Genomic DNA, 20,568 nt, shown 5'->3' with positions numbered 1-20,568 from the left:
GGCCGCGGGTGGCGACCGGCCCGTCGTTTTCGTTCATGCCGCCAACGAACGGGCGTGCAGCTCCGCCACTTCGTGAGTGGTGCCGAAGCGTCCCTTTTCGTCGCGCGTCACCTGCGCCAGCGCGCATTCGGTGTCGTGGGTGAAGAACAGGTGCACGTTGCGCGCCAGTTTGTCCTCGAGGAAGACTCGCTTCTCGTCGATCAGCAGCTCGGCGTTGCGGTCGTATCCCATCGTGATCGGCACGTGCACCCAGAAACGTCCGGGAATCAGGTCGGCGCAGAACACCACGCCGCCATGGCGCCGGCCATCGACGATTTCGGGGCCGAGGATCTCCGCCAGCATCAGCCCTGGCGTGTGCCCATCGCTGTAGCTGAAGCGGACGCTGTCGCCCAACGCGCGCGAGTATTCGCCTTCGACGATTTCCAGCCGGCCGCTCGCCTGCAGCAGGCCTGGCAATTCGGGAATGAACGAAGCGCGGTCGCGGGGATGCGGCTTCAGCGCGCGTTGCCAGTGTTCGGCGCCGACCACGAAAGTGGCGTTGGGGAACAGCAGCTCCAGCGCCTTGCCTTCGGCCCACGGCGCCAGCAAGCCGCCGGCATGGTCGAAATGCAGGTGCGACAGCACCACTACGTCGATGTCCTCGTGGCCGAAGCCCGCCTCGCGCAACGAGTCCAACAGAACGTGGCGGTCTTCCTGCACGCCGTAGCGCTCGCGCAGCTTCGGTTCGAAGAAGCTGCCGATGCCGGTTTCGAACAGCACGGTCTTGCCGTTCAGCGGGCTGGCCAGCAGCGCGCGGCAGGCCAGGTCGATGCGGTTTTCCGCATCCGGCGGCGCCCACTTGCCCCACATCGCCCGCGGCGCGTTGCCGAACATCGCGCCACCGTCGAGCTTCTGCGTGTTGCCCAGAATCGACCAGAGTTTCATTTCGTCAACCTTGCGGGTCCGTTCGTCCCAGATGCCTTGCATCGTACCCCGAACGGGAGTAAACCGGCGTCGAATGCGGAGGGGTCCGATGCTCAAGCGTCCGTGGATCGCTGTCTGTTTCGCCCTGTCGATTGCCGTCTTCACAGGCGTCCGTGCACAGGAGAAAAATGGGCACTTCGCCGATATCAAGCGGATCCTGTGCGCCGAGGGCGCCGAACGTTACCTGCCCGGTGACTACTACTTCTGCGCCGGCAACAAGGCACTCCAGGGCGGCAACACGCGCAAGGCGCTGGAGATGTACGAAGTCGCCGCAGGCTGGGGGGACAAGCGTGCGATGTTCAACCTCGGTTTGTTGCTGCTGCGTGGCGAAGGCGTACCGAAGAACGAGCCGCTGGGGTTGGCCTGGCTGGCGTTGGCCGCCGAACGCCCTAAGGACCGTATACAGCGCGAAGTACTCGCCGGCGCATGGAAATCCGCCAGGCCCGAAACCCGCGACGCTGCGAACGCGCTGTGGAACCAGATGAAGCTCAAATACGCGGACCGCGTAGTGCTGGTCCGTGCGCAGGAGCGCTACGAGCGAGAAACCCGGGAGCTGCGCCGCGCACTCCAGCTCGATCCCTCCGTCAGGTTCGAAATCGGCTTCGACGGGTCGACTTCATCGGGTTTGAAGGCGCTTGCCAAACTCGATGAAGCCGCTGCAGAAACGATTCTCCGCCCACTCCCGACCGCGAAGAAAAATGTCAACGTGGGCGCTCCGGAAATGGTCCGCGATTCGGTATCGCGTCCAAAAGACCCATCCCTGCCTTCGGCGAACCAGTAATGCCTGGCAGCCATGCTTGCTGCCCCTCAATCCTTGTCGGGTACAGCGCTGAAGTAGAAGGTGAACGCCCCCTTCTTCTCGTCTACGGCTTTCACCGCGATCGGCGCGATCGCGCCCGCCGCCGTCAGCACGCCCTCGCCGGTGGCGACGGGCTCGGCACCGGAGGTGAACCAGCCGCTGCGCCAGGCTTTGACCGTCAACCGGATGCGCTGGCCGTTCGCCAGTTCCAGCGAGGCGCGCGCCTTCTTCAGGTCGTCGGCGACGACCACGTTGCGGCCGCCTTCGTCGTTGAGCGCTTCCTGTTCGAACGCGAACAAGGGCTGATCCTCGGCTTCCACGGCGAAGCGCCAGTCGGCCGTACCCAGCTCACCGTCGTGCTGCACGGCGATGCGTTGCAGGGTCAGTTGCAGCTTCTGCGGACCAATCGGCTGGACTGGAGCGGCCTGCGCGGCCGGCGCCTGTGGCGCGGCTTGCGCGACCGGCTCGGGTTTGCCGCGGACGTCGTCGCGTACGTTGACATAAACCGTGGTCAGTGCGGCCAGCAGCGCCGCGGAACCGGTCAGGATCCCCGGGACGGTACCGACCCATGCCTTCTTTTCCTTGTCGTTCCCGCTCATTCCCGATCCATCCCCAAGAAAACGCCGCGAATCATACGGCTTTTTCTTCCCTTCCCCCCGGGAAAAGGTGCCCCGAAGGGGCGGATGAGGGCGGAAGACGCGCTTGTGATGCAGCTTCCGCGAATCGGAAGACTCCCGCCCTCATCCGGCGCTTCGCGCCACCCTCAGCCGTTTGAGACGGCTTCGATCCCGGAGGGAGAAGGAAAAGCGTTACGGCTTCGCCAGCTCGACCTTGCCCTCGCCCACCGGATTGCGCGGATCGGTACCGGCCGAAAGCGTGTTGGAACGCTTGTCCCATTCCACCGTTTGCAGGTTGCCCCAGACATGGCTGGAACCGCGCCCGCCGGCCGCTTCGTCGCCCGGCAGGTCGAGCTTGTGGCCCATCGCCTGCAGCGCCTTCGCCGCGTCAGCGCCGATCGCCCTCGGCTCGGCGTCGATGACGTCGGGCAGCCACTGGTGGTGGTAGCGCGGCAACGCGGCCACTGCCTGCGCGCCGAGCCCGGCGTCGTAGCCCAGCATGCCCAGCAGCACCATGGTGATGATGCGGCTGCCGCCGGGCGTGCCGATCACCACGGCCTTGTCGGCCGACTCCATGAAGGTCGGCGTCATCGAGCTGAGCATGCGCTTGCCCGGTTTAGGAGCGTTGGCCTCGTAACCCATCACGCCGAATGCGTTCGGCGTGCCCGGCTTCAGCGCGAAGTCGTCCATCTCGTCGTTCAACAGCACGCCGGTGCCCTTGGGGATCAGGCCCGAGCCGTACAGCAGGTTGACCGTCTGGGTGCCGCCAACGCGGTTGCCTTCGCCGTCGATGATCGAGAAATGCGTGGTCTCGTCGTCTTCCAGCGGCGTTTCCTGGCCGGACAGCAGGTCGCTGGGCGTGGCCTTGTCCGGATGGATGGTCGCACGCAGGCCTTGCGCGTAGTCGCGGCTGGTCAGCACTTCCTGCGGGATGTCGGTGAAGTCCGGGTCGCCGAGGAAGAAGGTGCGGTCGCGATAGGCCCGGCGCATCGCTTCGACCACCATGTGGATGCGATGCGCTTCGTCCATCTTCGGCAGGTCGTAGGGCTCGAGGATCTGCAGCATCGTCGCCAACGCGATGCCGCCCGAAGACGGCGGCGGCGCGGTGGTGACCTTCCAGCCCTTGTAGTCGAACACGATCGGCTTGCGCTGCTTGACCTGGTAACCCGCCAGTTCCTGTGCGGTCCAGTGGCCCCCGGCTTCATTGACCCCGGCGACCAGCTTCTTCGCGGTCTCGCCGCGATAGAAACCGTCGAAACCCTTTTCCGCGAGCAGCTCGAGGGTGTGGGCCAGTTCGGGCTGCTTGAACAGGTCGCCTTCCGCGATCGGCTTGCCGTTGCGCTCGTAGACCTCGCGCGTGCCCGGGTAGCGGCGCATCACGTCCATGCGCTGCTTGTATCCCCGGGCCATGCGCCCGTACACCGGGAAGCCCTCGCGGGCGATGCGGATCGCCGGCTGCAGCGATTGCTTCAGCGGCAGGCGACCGTGCTTGCCGGCCATCTCCACCAGCATCGCGGGCAGGCCGGGAATGCCGGCCGACCATGGGCCGTTCTGCGATTTTTCCTCATCTAGGTTGCCGGCCTTGTCGAGGTACTTGTCCGGCGTGGCCGATGCCGGAGAAATCTCGCGCGCATCGAGGAACAGGTCCTGCCCGGTCTTCGCGTCGTGCAGCAGGAACAGCCCGCCGCCACCAAGGCCGGAACTGATCGGCTCGACCACCGACAGGGTCGACGACACCGCCACCGCCGCGTCGAAGGCGTTGCCGCCGGCCCTGAGGATTTCCAGGCCGGCTTCGGTCGCCAGCTTGTGCCCGGAAGCGATGGCCGCGCCGGGCGGCTTGGTGGCAACGGCTTGCGTCTGCGGCGCCGCGGTCTTCGGCTGTTCCCCCCAGGCGGAGGAAATCGGCAGCAGCAGGGCCAACAGGAAGGCGATCGTGGTTCGCATGGCGACTCGCGGGCGTTACGGGGGACGCCCCAGTCTAGCGGTCGCGCTCCCGAGGCGTCATTCCTGCCTGCAAGACACGCCGTTGCACGAGATCTTCCGGAAGGGAAGCTCGCTCTTCCCTTCTATGGAAAGCGGCGCATGGCGTCGTCAGCGGGAAGCGGCGTCCGCCACCTGCAACCGGCGCAACTTGGCCAGCAGGTCGTCCTGGCTTTCGGGGAAATCCGGATCGGGGTCGATGCACTCGACCGGGCACACCACCACGCATTGCGGTTCGTCGAAATGGCCCACGCATTCGGTGCAGCGGGCCGGATCGATCACGTAGATGGTTTCGCCCATGGAGATGGCCTGGTTGGGACAGGCCGGCTCGCAGACGTCGCAGTTGACGCAGAGTTCGTTGATCTTCAGCGACATGGCGATGAGGAACGCTTGCGGGCCATTGGCCCGCGTGACGAAGCGCCGGCCCGGCGCGCTGCGCCGGGCTTGAAGCCGCGGACGCAGCGCCGGGCCGGTCGGATCACTTCGCTTCGATGAACACGTAGTCGACGCCGGTCGGCGCCACCACAGCCTTGACCCGTTCGTTGTCGGCCGGGGCGCCGATGAACAGCACGCGCACGCCCTTCATCGCGTCCGGCTGCACGCCCTGGAACGAAGCGACCACGAGATCGGCCATCCTGGCCGAATCCGGCGAGGCGAACGCGATCAGGTTGCCGGCGACGATGCCGCGGGCCATCGCGTTGGACGCCTGTTCCAGCTGGCGGTTGTACTTGCCCTGGTATTCGTCGTCAGACTCGGTCGCGCCCTTGGCGGGGAGGTAATAGACGAACGGGCTGTTGGTGATGTTGCCCATGTTGCGGGTGACCACGTCCTGCAGGTACTTCTTCCACTCCGCGTCGTCGGCGGTCTTCGGCGCGGTCAGCGGCGCGGCCTCGACGGGTTTGGCTTCCTCGTGTTTCTTGCACGCGGCGAACGGCAGCACGAGGCATGCGGCAAGCATCAGGCGGGCGATGGTCTTCATGGTGTTTCCCTCTGTGGTTCTAGGTGGTTTTGCGACAGTTTGCCTTATCGACCGCCACGCTGCCGGCATGCTCGCACAGCCTGCGGTTCTGGGTGGTTTGCGATGGCTTGTGCTAGCGGTTGCCACGCTGGCGCCATTGCTCGCGCAGCGCGGTGGCGACAGGGGCCGGGACGAAGCCGGACACGTCCCCGCCGAGCCGGGCGACTTCGCGCACCAGCGACGACGAGATGAAGCCGTATTGTTCGGCCGGGGTCAGGAACAAGGTTTCGACGTCCGGGATCAGGTGGCGGTTCATGCTGGCCAGCTGGAATTCGTATTCGAAGTCCGATACCGCGCGCAGCCCGCGCAGCAGCACGCCGCCGCCGACTTCCTTGACGAAATGCGCCAGCAGCGAGTCGAAGCCGCGCACCTCGACGTGCGGGTGCTTGGCCACCGCGGCGCGGGCCAGCTCCACCCGCTGCGCCAGCGGCAGCGCCGGGCCCTTGGCCGGACTTTCCGCGACGCCGATGACGACCTTTTCGAACAGCGGCGCCGCGCGGTCGATCAGGTCGATATGGCCGTTGGTGATCGGGTCGAAGGTACCCGGATACACGGCGATGCGTTGGCGCGCGACACTCATTCCGGCCCCCCGGTCGTTTGCGGGCGGAGTGTAGCAGCGGCGCGGCGGTACAGGGCAAAGCGCACCTCGCGGGTGCGGCCTTCCCGATGCAATGCAAATTCCGGCGGCAGGGCGGGTTCGACCCCCGCCGGCGACTCGACGTACAACCAGGCATCGTCGGCCAGCCGTGGCGACAATGCGGCCAGGGCGGTCGCCCACAGGTCGCCAGCGAATGGCGGGTCGACGAAGGCCAGGTCGTAAGCCCCCGTCGGCTGCGCGTGCAGCCAGGCCAGCGCGTCGGCCTGCACCACCTCGACCGCCGCTTGCGCGGAAAGCCGGTTTACCGCTACTCGCAGGTTGCGGACCAGCGCCGCATCGCGTTCGACCAGCACCGCGTGCGCCGCACCGCGCGACACCGCCTCCAGCCCCAGTACGCCGGTGCCGGCGAACAGATCGAGCACGCGCGCCCCGGCCAGCTTCGGCATCAGCCAGTTGAACAGGGTTTCGCGCACCCGGTCGCCACTGGGCCGCAGGCCCGGACTGTCGGGCACGGCCAGCTTGGTCCCGCGCCAGCGCCCGCCGATGATGCGGATGGAACCGGGAGCCGTTTTCAAGGCGTGGATGGGGCGGGTGATAACATTCGCCCATTCTCCGCGATTGTTTCCGTATGGTCAGCTGGTTCCGCCGCAAGAAACCCGATGCGCCCTCCGAGGCAGCGCCGACCACTCCGGAAAACGTCCAACCCGAGAGCACGACCGAGGCGATCGTCTCCGTGCCGGAGCCGGAAACCACGGCACCGCCCGCACCTGAAGGCAAGAAGGGCTGGCGCGAGCGCCTGGGCGGCAGCGCCTTCGCGAAGACCTTCGGCGGTCTGTTCTCGCGCAATCCGCGGCTGGACGACGACCTGCTCGACGAAATCGAGACCGCACTGCTGACCGCCGACGTCGGTGTACCGGCCACGACCGCGCTGGTCGACGATCTGCGCAAGCGAATGAAATCGCGCGAATTCGCCGACGCCAATGCCCTGCTTGGCGCACTGCGCGCCGATCTCGTCGCGCTACTGCGGCCGGTGGCGAAGCCGCTGGCGATCGATGCTTCGCCCAAGCCCTTCGTGGTACTGACCGTCGGGGTCAACGGCGTCGGCAAGACCACGACCATCGGCAAGCTGGCGCGCCGCTACAAGGATGAAGGCCGCAGCCTGATGCTGGCGGCCGGCGACACCTTCCGCGCCGCGGCGGTGGCGCAATTGCAGGCATGGGGCGAGCGCAACGGCGTGCCGGTGATCGCGCAAGGCCAGGACGCCGACGCGGCATCGGTCGCGTTCGACGCCTTGCAGGCGGCGAAATCGCGCGGCGTCGAAGTACTGATCGCCGACACCGCCGGGCGCCTGCATACCCAGGCAGGGCTGATGAACGAACTGGGCAAGATCCGTCGGGTGCTCGGCAAGCTCGATCCGGCCGCGCCGCACGAAGTGCTGATGGTGATCGACGGCACCACCGGGCAGAACGCGCTGTCGCAACTGCGCCAGTTCCATGCCGCAGCCGGCGTCACCGGCCTCGTCGTCACCAAGCTCGACGGTACCGCCAAGGGCGGCGTGGTATTTGCGCTGGCGCGCGAATTCGGCATCCCGATCCGCTATGCCGGCATCGGCGAAAGGCCGGAAGACCTGCGTGTATTCGATGCGGAGGCATTCGTCGATGCGCTGCTGCCCGAAGCATTGGGCACTGCTTGACCTTGCCACTCACTTCAATGTGGGAGCGACGTAAGTCGCGAAGCCTTTCATCCAGATCAGGAAAAGCGTTCGCGACTTACGTCGCTCCCACACCGGACATGATGGCAGTTTCCGACACCTTCTCCTCTCGCCTGCTGGCGTGGTTCGACCAGAACGGTCGCCACGACCTGCCGTGGCAGCATCCACGCACCCCGTACCGCGTGTGGCTATCGGAAGTGATGCTGCAGCAGACGCAGGTGGCGACGGTGACCCCGTATTTCGTGCGTTTCGTCGAAGCCTTCCCGACCATCGCTGCGCTGGCGGACGCCTCCACCGACGAGGTGATGGCGCACTGGGCCGGCCTGGGCTACTACGCCCGCGCCCGCAACCTGCATGCCGCGGCGAAACGTTGCCTCGAACTGCACGGTGGCGAACTCCCACGCGACTTCGATGCCCTGCTCGCCCTGCCCGGCATCGGCCGCAGCACCGCCGGCGCGATCCTCGCGCAGGCTTGGGGCGAGCGCTTCCCGATCCTCGATGGCAACGTCAAGCGCGTGCTGGCGCGCTTCCACGGCGTCGAAGGATTTCCCGGCCTGCCGGCCATCGAGAAACGCATGTGGACGCTGGCCGAGTCGCATCTGCCCGATTCGCGCATGGCCGACTACACGCAGGCGCAGATGGATTTCGGCGCGACGCTGTGCACCCGCCACGACCCTGCCTGCGTGCTGTGCCCGCTGCAATCCGATTGTGTTGCCCTACGCGAGGGACGCACCGACGAGTTGCCGACGCCGAAGCCCGGCAAGCCACTGCCGGAACGCAGCGCGATCGTGCTGGTGGCCGAAAATGCGGCCGGCGAGGTGCTGTTGCAACGACGTCCGCCGACCGGAATCTGGGCCGCGCTGTGGTCGCTGCCCGAAGCCGCGGACCATGCCGCCGCACGGCAATGGTTCGACGCGCACCTGCGCGGCGACTACGACCACGGCGAAGCGCTGGCCGAAGTGCCGCATGCATTCACCCATTACCGCCTGCGCCTGCACCCGCTGCATTGGCGCGCGCTCGCCCCGCGCGACGCCGTGCGCGACAATGACGACCTGCGCTGGGTCGCGCGCGACGCGTTGGCTTCGCTTGGCATCCCCGCGCCGATCCGCAAACTGCTGGACAGCCGATGAGCCGCACCGTTTTCTGCGAATACGAAAAGAAGGACGCTGAGGGCCTGGACTTCGTGCCCTACCCGGGCGAACTGGGCCAGCGCGTGTTCGCGCACATCGGCAAGGCCGCGTGGGCGGCATGGCTGGCGCACCAGACCATGCTGATCAACGAAAACCGGCTGTCGCCGCGCGACCCCAAGCATCGCGCCTTCCTCGAAGGCGAGATGCGGAAATTCCTGTTCGGCGGCGGCGCCGACAAGCCTTCCGGCTACGTGCCGGAAGGCTGATCCGCAGGCCGGGTCAACCGGTCTTTTCCGCTTCGCGCTCGACGATCTTGGCTTCGCGCAGTTCCTTTTCCGCCGCCTTCAGCGCCTTCACGTCCAGCGGGCGGATCGTGTCGATGCGGCATGGGATGCGGAAATGCGAATTCGCCCCGCCTATTACCCGCACGGAATCGAACTTCGCCGACACCCGGCCGAACATGTTGCTGAGGCTGATCGCCGGCGCATAGTCGAGGTCGATGCAGCGCCCGGTCAGGTCAAGCAGCCATGCCTCGTTCGGCTTGGTCCATACCGCCAGCGCCTGGTCGCCGAGCGGCGTCCAGCTGATGCTGCTGAAATAGCGGAAATCCTTTACCGGCGCACCGGCGTGCGCCTGGTAGATGGCCAGCTTTTCGCTGCTGCTCAGGTTCGATGCGCAGCCACCCAGCGCGACGCCCAGGGCCAGCAGCAGGAAACTCGTTTTCAGGGTTTTCATGGAAGCCTCCGAATGTCAGACGCCTTGTTAACGCCATGATGCGCCAGCCGTTTACCCTGCCAAGTCCCCCGCCCACGGAGCGTTCAGCCCGCGTGCGGCTTGCCGTAACCGCGGCACGCCCGTATCATGCGCGGCCCCGGCCGGGTAGCTCAGTTGGTAGAGCAAGGGATTGAAAATCCCTGTGTCGGGGGTTCGATTCCCTCCCCGGCCACCATGCATCACCGACGAAGGCCCGCGCTTTGCGTGGGCCTTCGTCTTTTCTGCCATTCGGGTGTCCCGGCCTGGGCTCAGTCGCCTGCCAGCCCGCAGGCGCTATGCTTGCCCCTCCACGGGATTCGAGGACCGGCATGAACCTTCGCATCGTTCGCAGCGCCCTGTGGCTGGGCGCACTGGCCTTGCTGGCTGCATGCAGCAGCGGCCCGGTCCGGCGGATATCGCCGCCGGCGGCCAGCATCCAGCAACTCACGGTCAATGCGGACGGCAGCTGGAAGGTGGACCTGCGCCTGCAGAACTACAGCAGCATCCCGATGCGCTTCGACAACGCGAAGCTGGCCTTGACCGTCGCCGACCAGCCGGCGGGCGAGTTGCAGGCTTCACCCGCCATTTCGATCGGTCCGGAATCGGCCGACGTGGTCAGCGTGGCCTTCGCTCCCGCACTCGCAGCCAAGCTGGCGGTGGCCGATGCGCTGGCCGGCCGCCGAACGGTCGGCTACACCCTGAAGGGCACGATGAGCGCGGTACCCGAGGACGCCAAGTCGCGCAGCTTCGACGTGGACTCCCGCAACACGCTCAGCCCGATGCCGGGCCTGCAGGGCGTCCTGCGCTGAGCTCGCATCACTGCTGCAGCGCAACAAGCCACGACCATACGCTGGAGTATCCTAGGCGAAGCCCCGCCGGACTCCAGCCATGAGCACCTACAAAGCCCCCCTCGCCGATCTCCGTTTCGCCCTGTACGACGTCTTGGGCGTGGAAAAGCAATTCGCCGAACTCGGCTATGCCGAAGCCAGCCGCGACATCGTCGACGCGGTGCTGGACGAGGCCGCCCGCTTCACCGAAGCCGTGCTGGCGCCGCTCAACGCGATCGGCGACCAGATCGGCTGCAAGTTCGACAAGGACACCGGCGACGTCACCGCCCCGCCCGGTTTCAAGCAGGCCTTCGACCAGTTCGTCGAAGGCGGCTGGACCGGCCTGACCAACGCGCCGGAGTTCGGCGGCCAGGGCATGCCGGAAGTGCTCGGCGCGGCGCTGACCGAGATGGTCGACGCGGCCAATCTGGCCTGGGGCAATTTCCCGATGCTGTCGCACGGGGCGATCGAGGCGTTGAACCGCTACGGCGAGGACTGGCAGAAGGAGGCGTTCCTGCGCCCACTGGTCGAGGGTCGCTGGACCGGCACCATGTGCCTGACCGAGCCGCATGCCGGCACCGACCTCGGCCTGCTGAAGACCCGCGCCGAGCCCAATGGCGACGGCAGCCATTCGATCACCGGCACCAAGATCTTCATCACCTGCGGCGAGCACGACCTAGCGCCGAACATCGTCCACCTGGTGCTGGCGCGCCTGCCGGACGCACCGCCGGGGCCGAAGGGCATCTCGCTGTTCGTCACGCCGAAGTTCAAGGTCGGCAAGGACGGCGCCATGGGCGAACGCAACGCGCTGCGTTGCGGTTCCATCGAGCACAAGATGGGCATCCACGGTTCGGTCACCTGCGTGATGAACTTCGACGGCGCGCAGGGCTGGCTGGTCGGCGAGGCGCACAAGGGCCTGCAGGCGATGTTCGTGATGATGAACTCGGCGCGCCTCGGCGTCGGCTTGCAGGGCCTGGGCCTGAGCGAGCGCGCGTACCAGAACGCGCTGCACTACGCGCGCGAACGATTGCAGACGCGTTCGCTGTCCGGCCCGAAATTCCCCGACAAGCCCGCCGACCCGATCATCGTCCACCCCGACGTGCGGCGCATGCTGCTGTCGATCAAGTCGCTGGTCGAAGGCGGCCGCCTGCTCTCCCTGCACGCCTATTCGCAACTCGATGCTGCGCACCACGCCACCGATGCGGCGGTGCGCGAACAGGCCGACACGCTGGTCGGTTTCCTGACCCCGATCGCCAAGGCCTGCCAGACCGAATGGAGCATCGAGAATACCTACAACGCGCTGCAGTGCTTCGGCGGCCATGGCTACATCGCCGAGCACGGCATGGAACAGCTGGCCCGCGACGCCCGCATCACCACGCTGTACGAAGGCACCACCGGCATCCAGTCGCTGGACCTGATCGGGCGCAAGACCGCGGTATCGCAAGGCGCGGGGTTGAAGCTGTTCCTCGGCATGGTCGACGCGTTCGTGAAGCAGCATGAAGGCGACGCGGCGCTGGCCGAGTTCGTCGGACCGCTGCAGGCCAAGGCCGCGGAATGGGCGCAACTGACCACCGGCATCCTGCAGCGCGCGGCCAAGAACCCGGAAGAGCTCGGCGCCGCCAGCACCGACTACCTGTTCTACTCCGGCTACGTCGTGCTGGCCTACTGGTGGGCGCGCAGCGTCGCCGCAGCGAACGCTTCGTCGCAAAGCGCAGCGTTCAAGCAGGCCAAGCTGGAAACCGCGCGTTTCTACTTCGCCCGCATATTGCCGCGCACGCTGGCGCACAAGGCGGCGATCGAAGCCGGTGCCGAGCCCTTGATGGCGATGGACGCGGAGCGCTTCGGCGATTGACCGTTGATCTTCCCTCTCCCATCGACGGGGAGAGGGAAGGCACAATCCGCTACATGCAAGCGATAAACACCGACCTCGACTCGGTCCGCGCCTTCATCGAAGGCCATGCCCGCCTGTTCGTGATCACTGGCGCCGGCGTCAGCACCGGCTCCGGCATTCCCGATTACCGCGACGCCAACGGCGAATGGAAACGCACGCCGCCGGTGACTTTCCAGGCGTTCACCGGCGACGACACGACGCGCCGACGCTACTGGGCGCGCAGCCTGATCGGCTGGTCGTATTTCCGGCGCGCACGCCCCAACGCCGTGCATCGCGCACTGGCTGCGCTGGAAGCGAAAGGCAAGATCGAACTGCTGTTGACCCAGAACGTCGACGGCCTGCACCAGGCCGCCGGCAGCCGGCGCGTGATCGACCTGCACGGGCGTCTCGATGCCGTGCGCTGCCTGGGTTGCGAAGCGCGCACGCCGCGCGAGGATTTCCAGCGCGAACTGCTCGCGCGCAACCCCGGCTGGGTCGGACTCGACGCGGGCATCGCCCCGGACGGCGACGCCGACCTGGAAGGCCGCGACTTCGCCTCGTTCGATGTGCCCGCCTGCGCGACCTGCGGCGGCCTGCTGAAGCCGGACGTGGTGTTTTTCGGCGAGAACGTGCCGCGCGAACGCGTGGTCGACGCAAACCTCCGCCTGTCGCGATCCGATGCCGTGCTGGTGGTCGGTTCCTCGCTGATGGTCTGGTCCGGTTTCCGCTTCGTCCGGGCCGCTGCACGCGACGGCTTGCCGGTCGCCGCGATCAACCTGGGCCGCACCCGCGCCGACGAACTGCTTTCGCTGAAGCTCGAGACGAGCGGAGCGGAAGCGTTGGCATTCCTGCTTGAGGGCCCGGCGCCGGTCTTGTCGGCCACGGGCTGACGCGGGCGTCGAATCGCCGCCAGATTCAGGGCCTGCGATTCACAAAATGTAAGCATTCGGGTATAAGCTGTTTTCCCCATGGAAGCAGACCCCGCTCAGCTTCACTTGGACGATACCGGGCCGGCGCTTGCCGGAATGACTCTCGACCCGGTCGCCGCAGCGTCTTCCACCGTGTCCCGTTTCGCGCCGCGACTGCTGTCGCTGGACGCACACGGCCGCGTGCTCGACTGGATCAACTGGCAGGACGCCGCCTGCCTGTACGCGCGCGGCGCAGTGGCGTGGACTCTCGGCGATCCCTGCCTGCGCGTGCATGGCGGCACCAGCCGGCTCAGCGGCGAACAGAGCGTCATCGACCTGCATCCGATCGTCGCCTCGCGCGGCCAGGCACGCGCGCATGCACTGTCGCCCACGCCCACGCTGACCAACACCGCGCTGTTCGCCCGCGACGCGCACCTGTGCCTGTACTGCGGCAATGAATTCACCCGCCCGCACCTGACCCGCGATCACGTCATGCCCCTGTCCAAGGGCGGCAAGGACATCTGGGAGAACGTTGTCAGCGCCTGCTTCCACTGCAATTCGCGCAAGAGCAACCGCACCCCGCAACAGGCCAACATGCCGTTGCTCGCGGTACCGTACCGGCCGAGCTGGATCGAGCACCTGATCCTGTCCAACCGCAACATCCTGGCCGACCAGATGGCGTTCCTGAAGGCTCATCTGCCGAAGAAGCGCCCGCGCAGCATCGTCTGATCGCTCTGCCTCCCTCTTTGGAAGAGGGGGCCGAGGGGAATTTGCTTTTCTGGCGTTCCACGCAAATCCCCCCGTCGTTCGCTACGCGAACGCCTGCTCCCTTTTTCAAAGGGGGTGATCCCCCGGCACCCGTCAACTTGCCCCACCCTTCGCACGGGAGGAAAATACGGGTCCAAGCCCGGCAACGGGCCAGCTGCCGCCACGATGATCGATCCCGCCCGCTATCCGCGCCTCTCGCGCATCGACACGCCTGCCGACCTACGCGGGTTCGATGAGGCCGAACTGCCCCCCATCGCCGAGGAACTGCGTGCCTACCTGATCGAACAGGTCGCGCGCGTCGGTGGTCATTTCGGCGCCGGCCTGGGCGTGATCGAGCTGACCGTGGCCCTGCACTGGCTGTACGACACGCCGGTCGACCGTCTGGTCTGGGACGTCGGCCACCAGACCTATCCTCACAAGATCCTCACCGGCCGGCGCGACCGCATCCATACGGTCAAACAGGCTGGAGGCGTCGCTCCGTTCCCGAAGCGCGAGGAAAGCGAATACGACACCTTCGGCGTCGGCCATTCGTCCACATCGATTTCCGCCGCGCTGGGCATGGCGATCGCGAATGCGCGCGCCGGCGACGATCGCAAGGTCGTGGCAGTGATCGGCGACGGCGCGATGACGGGCGGCATGGCCTTCGAAGCTTTGATGCACGCCGGCGGCATGGAAGACGAGCCGAACCTGCTGGTGATCCTCAACGACAACCAGATGTCGATCTCGGAGAACGTGGGCGGACTGACCAAGATGCTCGGCCGCATGACCGGCAGCCGCACGCTGAACGCGATCCGCGAGGGCGGCAAGAAGCTGCTCGGCGACAAGCGCAAGCCGCCTGCGCGTTTCATGAAGCGTTGGGAAGAACACTGGAAGGGCATGTTCGTGCCGTCCACGCTGTTCGAGGAAATGGGCTTCCACTACACCGGCCCGATCGACGGCCACGACATCGATGCGCTGGTGAAGACACTGAAGATGCTGAAGGGCCTCAAGGGCCCGCAGCTGCTGCACATCATCACCACCAAGGGCAAGGGCTACGAACTGGCCGAAGGCGACCAGATCGGCTATCACGCGGTCGGCCCGTTCGATCCGGAGAAGGGATTGGTCGCCAAGGCCGGGGCGAAGAAGCCGACCTACACCGACGTGTTCGGCGACTGGCTGTGCGACATGGCCGCCGCCGATCCGACCTTGCTTGGAATCACCCCGGCGATGCGCGAAGGCTCCGGCCTGGTGCGCTTCAGCAAGGAATACCCGCAGCGCTATTTCGACGTGGCCATCGCCGAACAGCACGCGGTCACGCTGGCCGCGGGCATGGCCTGCGAAGGCGCCAAGCCTGTCGTCGCGATCTATTCGACCTTCCTGCAGCGCGGCTACGACCAGCTCGTGCACGACGTCGCCATCCAGAACCTCGACGTGCTGTTCGCCATCGATCGCGGCGGCGTGGTCGGCCCGGACGGCGCGACGCACGCGGGCAACCTCGACCTCAGCTACCTGCGTTGCGTGCCGAACATGGTCGTGATGGCGCCGGCGGACGAGAACGAATGCCGGCAGATGCTCAGCACCGGTTTCCGTTTCGAAGGTCCGGCCGCGGTGCGCTATCCGCGCGGCACCGGTCCTGGCGTCGCGGTCGACGCATCGCTGGAAACGCTGCCGATCGGCAAGGCGGAACTTCGCCAGCGCGGTTCGCGCGTTGCCGTGCTCGCATTCGGTTCGACCGTAGCCGCCGCCGAACAGGTCGCCCGCGACTTCGACCTGACTCTCGTCAACATGCGCTTCGTCAAGCCGCTGGATCGCGCCTTGGTGCTCGAACTGGCAAAGGCCCACGACGGCTTCGTCACCGTCGAGGACAACGTGATCGCCGGCGGCGCGGGCTCCGGCGTCGCCGAACTGCTCAGCGCCGAAGGCATCGCCCTGCCGGTGCTGCACCTGGGCCTGCCCGATGCGTTCCAGCACCACGCCAGCCGCGAACAGCTGCTGGCCGAAGCCGGCATCGACGCCGATGGCATCCGTGCGTCGATCCTCAAGCGCTGGCCGCAACTGGCGGCGACCGAGCCGCGCAGCGCGGCGGGCTGAAGACCGACGCCAGTTACTCGGGCGCTTCGACCGTGTAGCCCTTGGCCTGCAGCGCAGCCAGATAGCCATCCGCCGTCAACACGTCGGACATCTCTAAAGTCGCGAACGTCGTCTTGTTCTTCGCCAATGCGGCTTCGGCGACTTCCAGCCATTTGGCCCGGATGCGAGCCTCGACATCGATGATGCCGCGCTTCTTCGCATACTCGCCTCCGACGAACGCCTTCGTACATACCCTTTGCTGGTTCTCGACCGGCAATGCACGCAACGCTTCGATATCGCCGGTAGCCCAGGCATTGGCACGCGCAACCAGCGCCGGCATGTCCCTTTCGACGCGGTCCAGCGCAGTGCGAAAACAATCCAGGTCGTTGACGTTCTCCCGGCTGAATTCCTCGATGGCCGCCTTTGGATCCTCTATCCGGATCTTGAGAGTCGTGGGCGTCAGCTTCATGCTCCGCTCCTTGAGCACCCCGTTGATCACCGGGGAGATGACCGGTTTCCGGCCCAATCCAGCCCGCCGGTTGGCTTGGGCATAGAGCTCGTTGGCGACCAATAGCGGGCGCCTTTTCTCGATGCCCTTGTCGCGACCGAAGTAGCGGGGCTTCATTGCCGCCCATCGCTCGTACATGGAGGCCGGCAACACTTCCTGCAGTGTCTTCCCATCCGGGTTCTTGCCCGCCTTGAGTGCCGACGGCAGCAGAAGAAGCCCGCGAAACACCCCGATGTCGGCATCCACGGCGAGACCCGGCGCAGCGAGGACTTCGTCGGATTGCTTCAGAACGGCCACCACCTCATTCGATTTCCAGTCCATTCCACTGGGTAAGGGCGACACGGTACCGAGTATCCACAGCGCATGGTCGCCCTTGGATACTTTCCACATGCCCGGGCCCGGTTGCGCGCCGGTCACGACCACCACCTCCAAGTCGCGTACCGGCGTGCCGTCCGTCGCTGCGGCGGGTTGCGGCGAGTCTGGGGATTGCGGGGATTGGGCGAAACAGACGAGCGGCGACAACAAGCACAACGCGATCCACTGCAGACGCATGACGACCTCGTTCCCTGGGGCGCGCGCAGCTTACGCAGCCGCCGCAACGCAAGCATCAAATTTTCGTTCTTTCGGATGCAGCCGCGGGTTTCGGAAAGCCGCCGGTCAGGATCGATGCGAGCACGACGCGGAAGTCGGCACGAAAAAGCCCGCGCGAGGCGGGCTTTTTCATGTTCACCTTGTCGTTCCCGGAATGGTCGGGGTAGCCGGATTCGAACCGACGACCACCAGTCCCCCAGACTGGTGCGCTACCAGGCTGCGCTATACCCCGATTCCGAGGGAACTGACAGGCCCGCCGAAGCGGGACGCGAATTATAGCGGGTTTGCCGCAAGCATTCCCGACCGTCGGCTCAACGCCGCAGCAGGTGCAGGATTTCCTCGAGCTCCATCCGCACCTGCTTGACGATCTGGTTGCTCAACGCCGACTCCTGGCGGGCGCCATCGCCCTCCAGGCGCAGGCGCGCGCCGCCGATGGTGTAGCCCTGTTCGTACAGCAGGCCGCGGATCTGCCGCACCATCAGCACGTCGTGGCGCTGGTAGTAGCGGCGGTTGCCGCGGCGCTTGACCGGCTCCAGGCTGGGGAACTCGGTTTCCCAGTAGCGCAGCACGTGCGGCTTGACGTCGCACAGCTCGCTGACTTCGCCGATGGTGAAGTAGCGCTTGGCCGGAATCGGCGGCAGTTCCTTGTTGCTGCCCGGATCAAGCATGTCCGGCCTCGCTGGCGTTGGCGCCGGCGAAGGCTTCGACGCGTTCCTTCAGCTTCTGCCCGGGACGGAAGGTGACCACGGTACGGGCGGAGATCGGGATCTCCTCGCCGGTCTTGGGGTTGCGGCCGGGGCGCTGGTTCTTGCGGCGCAGGTCGAAGTTGCCGAAGCCGGACAGCTTGACCTGGCGGCCCTGCTCCAGCGCCTCGCGCAGCACGTCGAAATAGGCGTCGACGAATTCCTTCGCCTCGCGCTTGTTCAGGCCGACTTCGTCGAACAGACGCTCGGACATTTCCGCCTTGGTCAGTGCCATCACCGTCCCCTATTCCTTCTTTCCTGTCGCGGCGGGCTCAGGCGCGGATCTTCGCGCCATGTTCGCGGCCAATGGCCTCGACCACCCCCGCGACTACCGCTTCCACGTCGCGGTCGGTCAGGGTGCGTGATTTGTCCTGCAAAATCAAGCCCATAGCCAAGCTCTTTTGACCCGATTCGACGCCACGGCCAACATACCGGTCGAACAGGTGAAGATCGCGCAAAATCGGCCCCGCGGCCCTCTCGACCGTCGCGGCCAGTTCAGCCCAACCGACCTGCTCGCCGACCAGTACGGCCAGGTCGCGACGCACCGAGGGGAACCTGGAAAGCTCGGCGGCCTTCGGCAGCGCGCGCGCGGCCAAGGACGCGAGATCCACTTCGAACGCGACCACTTCCGTGTCCAGGTCCAGGGCGCGTTGCAGGCGCGGGTGCAGCTGTCCGATCCAGCCGATCTTCACCCCATCGCGATAGACGTCGGCCGAGCGGCCCGGGTGGCCGAAGCCTTCGGCGGACGGGCGATACTCCAGCTCCGCGCCGGAGGCCGCGGCAAGACTCTCGAGGTCGCCCTTCAGGTCGTGGAAATCGACCTTGCGCGCGGCTTCGCCCCATTGCTCGGCGCGCGCATCGCCGCAGACCGCGGCGGCGATGCGCAGGGTTTCGAGCGGGGCATCGCCATGCGACGCGGGCGCCGCGAAAACATTGCCGAGTTCGAACAGACGCACCCGCCCCGCCTGACGGGCGACGTTGCGTTGCAGCGCGGATACCAGGCCCGGCAGCAGCCGGGTGCGCATCACCGCCAGCTCGGCGCTGAGCGGGTTGGCCAACGGCACTGCGCCCGCCCCGGCGCCCCACAGCTTCAGCAGTCCGGCGTCGACGAAGGCGTAGTTGACGGTCTCCAGGCAATCGCGCGCGACCAGCTGGCGGCGCAGGCTGGCGTCGTCCACGCGGGTTTCGCTGGGCGCGGCGATGCGCGCCGCACCGGAGGGCAGCGTGGTCGGAATGCGCTCGTAGCCATGGATGCGCGCCAGCTCCTCGATCAGGTCTTCCTCGATGGCGATGTCGAAGCGACGGCTCGGCGCGACGACGCTCCAGCCATCGGCCGACGCCGCGACCTGCATGCCCAGCGCGCGCAGGATGCGCTCGACTTCGGCGTCGGCGATCTCGATGCCCAGCACGCGGGCGATGCGCGCGCGGCGCAAGGCGATCGCGGCCATGCGCGGCAGCGCCTCGGACAATACCGCTTCGGTCGCGGGACCGGGTTTGCCGCCGGCCAGTCCGACCACCAGCCGCGTCGCGACCTCGATCGCCTGTCGCGGCAGCTCCGGATCCACGCCGCGCTCGAAGCGATGCGAAGCGTCGGTGTGCAGGCCCAGCTTGCGGCCGCGGCCGATGATCGCCGCCGGGGCGAAATGCGCGGCCTCGAGGAACACGTTCCTGGTCGCCTCGGTGACGCGGGTGTCGAAGCCGCCCATCACCCCCGCCAGCGCCACCACGCGGTCGGCATCGGTGATGACCAGGAAGTCGTCGTCGAGCTGCGCTTCGCGGCCGTCGAGCAGCTTGACGCTTTCGCCCGTGCGCGACTTGCGCACGCCGACCGGACCGGCCAGGGTGTCGCGGTCGAACGCGTGCATCGGCTGGCCGAGTTCCAGCATCACGTACTGGGTGACGTCGACCAGCAGCGACACCGGGCGCACGCCGCTGCGGCGCAGGCGCTCCGCCATCCATACCGGCGTCTTCGCCGCCGGGTCGACGCCTTCGATCGCGCGGCCGCAATAGCGCGGCGCATCGGCGCCGGCGTTCAACTCGATCTTCAGCTCCGAATCGATCGCCTGCGCCACCGGCGTCGCGTCGAACGGCACGACCTCGCTGCCGGTGGCGGCGGCCACGTCGTAGGCGATGCCGCGCACGCTGAAGCAATCGGCGCGGTTCGGGGTCAGCTTGATCTCGATGCTGGCGTCGGGCAGGCCGAGGTACTCGGCGACGGGCGTGCCGATCGGCGCGTCGTCGGGCAGCTCCAGCAGGCCGGAGGCGTCGGCATCGATGCCCAGTTCCTTGGCCGAGCACAGCATGCCGTTCGATTCCACCCCGCGCAGCTTGGCCGCCTTGATCTGGAAATCGCCGAACTTCGCCCCGACCATCGCCAGCGGCGCGACCAGGCCGGCGCGCGCGTTCGGCGCGCCGCAGACGATCTGCAAGGGCTCGCCTTGCCCGGCATCGACCCGGCACACCTGCAAGCGGTCGGCTTCCGGGTGTTTTTCGGCGGACACGATGCGAGCCACCACCACCTTGTCCAGCGATTCGCCCAGCGCGGTGACGTCTTCGACTTCCAGGCCGATCGCCGTCAGCGTCGCGGCGAGCTCGTCGCGCGTCGCGGTGGTCGGCACGTGGGAACGCAGCCAGTTTTCGGAGAATTTCATCGTTCGTGATCCGTAGGGTGGGCTCCAGCCCACCATCGCAATGCATCGGGTTTCCGGAACGGTGGGCCGGGGCCCACCCTACGC

Annotated in this window: 20 protein-coding genes, 2 tRNA genes and 1 pseudogene; 10 read left to right on the top strand and 13 right to left on the bottom strand. The window is 66.9% G+C overall.

Annotated features, from left to right (window positions below; genetic code table 11):
* Positions 1-33 precede the first annotated feature (33 nt).
* The gene (locus J5837_RS10395) at positions 34-924 is read right to left on the bottom strand and encodes an MBL fold metallo-hydrolase (protein WP_210536675.1); all 891 of its coding nucleotides are present in this window, start codon (positions 922-924) and stop codon (positions 34-36) included.
* A gap of 88 nt (positions 925-1,012) precedes the next feature.
* On the opposite strand from J5837_RS10395, the gene J5837_RS10390 reads away from it, so the two are divergent.
* Entirely contained in the window at positions 1,013-1,744 is a 732-nt protein-coding gene (locus J5837_RS10390) for an SEL1-like repeat protein (protein ID WP_210536674.1), read from the top strand.
* Between the two features lie 26 nt (positions 1,745-1,770).
* On the opposite strand, the gene J5837_RS10385 is transcribed toward J5837_RS10390, so the two are convergent.
* The 6 genes from J5837_RS10385 to rsmD form a co-directional block, all read right to left on the bottom strand.
* Entirely contained in the window at positions 1,771-2,361 is a 591-nt protein-coding gene (locus J5837_RS10385; RefSeq protein WP_210536673.1) for a hypothetical protein, read from the bottom strand.
* Positions 2,362-2,571: 210 nt separating this feature from the next.
* Positions 2,572-4,323 (bottom strand): gamma-glutamyltransferase, encoded by a 1,752-nt coding sequence (gene ggt / locus J5837_RS10380; protein WP_210536672.1) that lies wholly within the window; start codon positions 4,321-4,323, stop codon positions 2,572-2,574.
* A 147-nt stretch (positions 4,324-4,470) separates the two neighbouring features.
* Entirely contained in the window at positions 4,471-4,734 is a 264-nt protein-coding gene (locus tag J5837_RS10375) for a YfhL family 4Fe-4S dicluster ferredoxin (protein ID WP_210536671.1), read from the bottom strand.
* A gap of 103 nt (positions 4,735-4,837) precedes the next feature.
* Positions 4,838-5,338 carry a hypothetical protein gene (locus J5837_RS10370; RefSeq protein WP_210536670.1) on the bottom strand — a complete coding sequence of 167 codons (501 nt, stop codon included), beginning with the start codon at positions 5,336-5,338 and terminating at the stop codon, positions 4,838-4,840.
* Positions 5,339-5,450: 112 nt separating this feature from the next.
* A complete protein-coding gene (gene coaD, locus J5837_RS10365) occupies positions 5,451-5,957 on the bottom strand; it encodes a pantetheine-phosphate adenylyltransferase (RefSeq protein WP_210536669.1) in 507 nt (168 codons plus the stop codon).
* Positions 5,954-6,571 carry a 16S rRNA (guanine(966)-N(2))-methyltransferase RsmD gene (gene rsmD / locus J5837_RS10360; RefSeq protein ID WP_210537007.1) on the bottom strand — a complete coding sequence of 206 codons (618 nt, stop codon included), beginning with the start codon at positions 6,569-6,571 and terminating at the stop codon, positions 5,954-5,956. Before rsmD ends, coaD begins: the two co-directional genes overlap by 4 nt.
* Before the next feature lie 65 nt (positions 6,572-6,636).
* Here rsmD and ftsY point away from each other — a divergent pair.
* The 3 genes and pseudogenes from ftsY to J5837_RS10345 form a co-directional block, all read left to right on the top strand.
* Positions 6,637-7,668, top strand: a pseudogene (gene ftsY / locus J5837_RS10355) (signal recognition particle-docking protein FtsY); the annotation flags it as partial.
* A 98-nt stretch (positions 7,669-7,766) separates the two neighbouring features.
* Positions 7,767-8,816 carry an A/G-specific adenine glycosylase gene (gene mutY / locus J5837_RS10350; protein WP_210536667.1) on the top strand — a complete coding sequence of 350 codons (1,050 nt, stop codon included), beginning with the start codon at positions 7,767-7,769 and terminating at the stop codon, positions 8,814-8,816.
* Complete coding sequence (locus J5837_RS10345; RefSeq protein WP_210536666.1) at positions 8,813-9,082, top strand: oxidative damage protection protein; 270 nt, start codon at positions 8,813-8,815, stop codon at positions 9,080-9,082. The genes mutY and J5837_RS10345 overlap by 4 nt, the downstream gene beginning before the upstream one ends.
* Positions 9,083-9,095: 13 nt before the next feature.
* Here the strand turns inward: J5837_RS10345 and J5837_RS10340 are convergent, their stop codons facing one another.
* Positions 9,096-9,551 carry a DUF6491 family protein gene (locus J5837_RS10340; RefSeq protein ID WP_210536665.1) on the bottom strand — a complete coding sequence of 152 codons (456 nt, stop codon included), beginning with the start codon at positions 9,549-9,551 and terminating at the stop codon, positions 9,096-9,098.
* Positions 9,552-9,689: 138 nt separating this feature from the next.
* Between J5837_RS10340 and J5837_RS10335 the strand changes: the two genes are divergently transcribed.
* The 6 genes from J5837_RS10335 to dxs all read left to right on the top strand — a co-directional run bounded on the left by J5837_RS10335 (position 9,690) and on the right by dxs (position 16,012).
* Positions 9,690-9,765, top strand: a tRNA-Phe gene (locus tag J5837_RS10335).
* Between the two features lie 133 nt (positions 9,766-9,898).
* Positions 9,899-10,378: an LEA/WHy family protein gene (locus tag J5837_RS10330; protein WP_210536664.1), complete on the top strand. Its 480-nt coding sequence runs from the start codon at positions 9,899-9,901 to the stop codon at positions 10,376-10,378.
* 79 nt (positions 10,379-10,457) lie between these two features.
* On the top strand, positions 10,458-12,248 hold the full coding sequence (locus J5837_RS10325; protein ID WP_210536663.1) for an acyl-CoA dehydrogenase C-terminal domain-containing protein: 1,791 nt from the start codon (positions 10,458-10,460) through the stop codon (positions 12,246-12,248).
* A 53-nt stretch (positions 12,249-12,301) separates the two neighbouring features.
* Entirely contained in the window at positions 12,302-13,156 is an 855-nt protein-coding gene (locus tag J5837_RS10320) for an NAD-dependent protein deacetylase (RefSeq protein ID WP_210536662.1), read from the top strand.
* A gap of 135 nt (positions 13,157-13,291) precedes the next feature.
* Positions 13,292-13,903: an HNH endonuclease gene (locus J5837_RS10315; protein ID WP_244755858.1), complete on the top strand. Its 612-nt coding sequence runs from the start codon at positions 13,292-13,294 to the stop codon at positions 13,901-13,903.
* Positions 13,904-14,107: 204 nt separating this feature from the next.
* On the top strand, positions 14,108-16,012 hold the full coding sequence (gene dxs, locus J5837_RS10310; protein ID WP_210536660.1) for a 1-deoxy-D-xylulose-5-phosphate synthase: 1,905 nt from the start codon (positions 14,108-14,110) through the stop codon (positions 16,010-16,012).
* A 13-nt stretch (positions 16,013-16,025) separates the two neighbouring features.
* On the opposite strand, the gene J5837_RS10305 is transcribed toward dxs, so the two are convergent.
* The 5 genes from J5837_RS10305 to pheT all read right to left on the bottom strand — a co-directional run bounded on the left by J5837_RS10305 (position 16,026) and on the right by pheT (position 20,484).
* On the bottom strand, positions 16,026-17,051 hold the full coding sequence (locus tag J5837_RS10305; RefSeq protein WP_210536659.1) for a TraB/GumN family protein: 1,026 nt from the start codon (positions 17,049-17,051) through the stop codon (positions 16,026-16,028).
* 194 nt (positions 17,052-17,245) lie between these two features.
* Positions 17,246-17,322: transfer RNA gene (locus tag J5837_RS10300), tRNA-Pro, on the bottom strand.
* 79 nt (positions 17,323-17,401) lie between these two features.
* Positions 17,402-17,758, bottom strand: coding sequence for a MerR family transcriptional regulator (locus J5837_RS10295; protein WP_210536658.1), 357 nt, complete (start codon positions 17,756-17,758; stop codon positions 17,402-17,404).
* The gene (locus J5837_RS10290; protein WP_210536657.1) at positions 17,751-18,068 is read right to left on the bottom strand and encodes an integration host factor subunit alpha; all 318 of its coding nucleotides are present in this window, start codon (positions 18,066-18,068) and stop codon (positions 17,751-17,753) included. Before J5837_RS10290 ends, J5837_RS10295 begins: the two co-directional genes overlap by 8 nt.
* Before the next feature lie 37 nt (positions 18,069-18,105).
* Positions 18,106-20,484, bottom strand: a complete 2,379-nt coding sequence (gene pheT, locus J5837_RS10285; protein ID WP_210536656.1) for a phenylalanine--tRNA ligase subunit beta — start codon at positions 20,482-20,484, stop codon at positions 18,106-18,108.
* Positions 20,485-20,568 lie beyond the last annotated feature (84 nt).

It is taken from the genome of Pseudoxanthomonas helianthi (assembly GCF_017939625.1).
In the GTDB taxonomy this organism is placed as follows: Bacteria; Pseudomonadota; Gammaproteobacteria; order Xanthomonadales; family Xanthomonadaceae; genus Pseudoxanthomonas_A; species Pseudoxanthomonas_A helianthi.
Note: the sequence above shows the minus strand (reverse complement) of the source record. Positions and strands in the feature narration are given on the sequence as shown.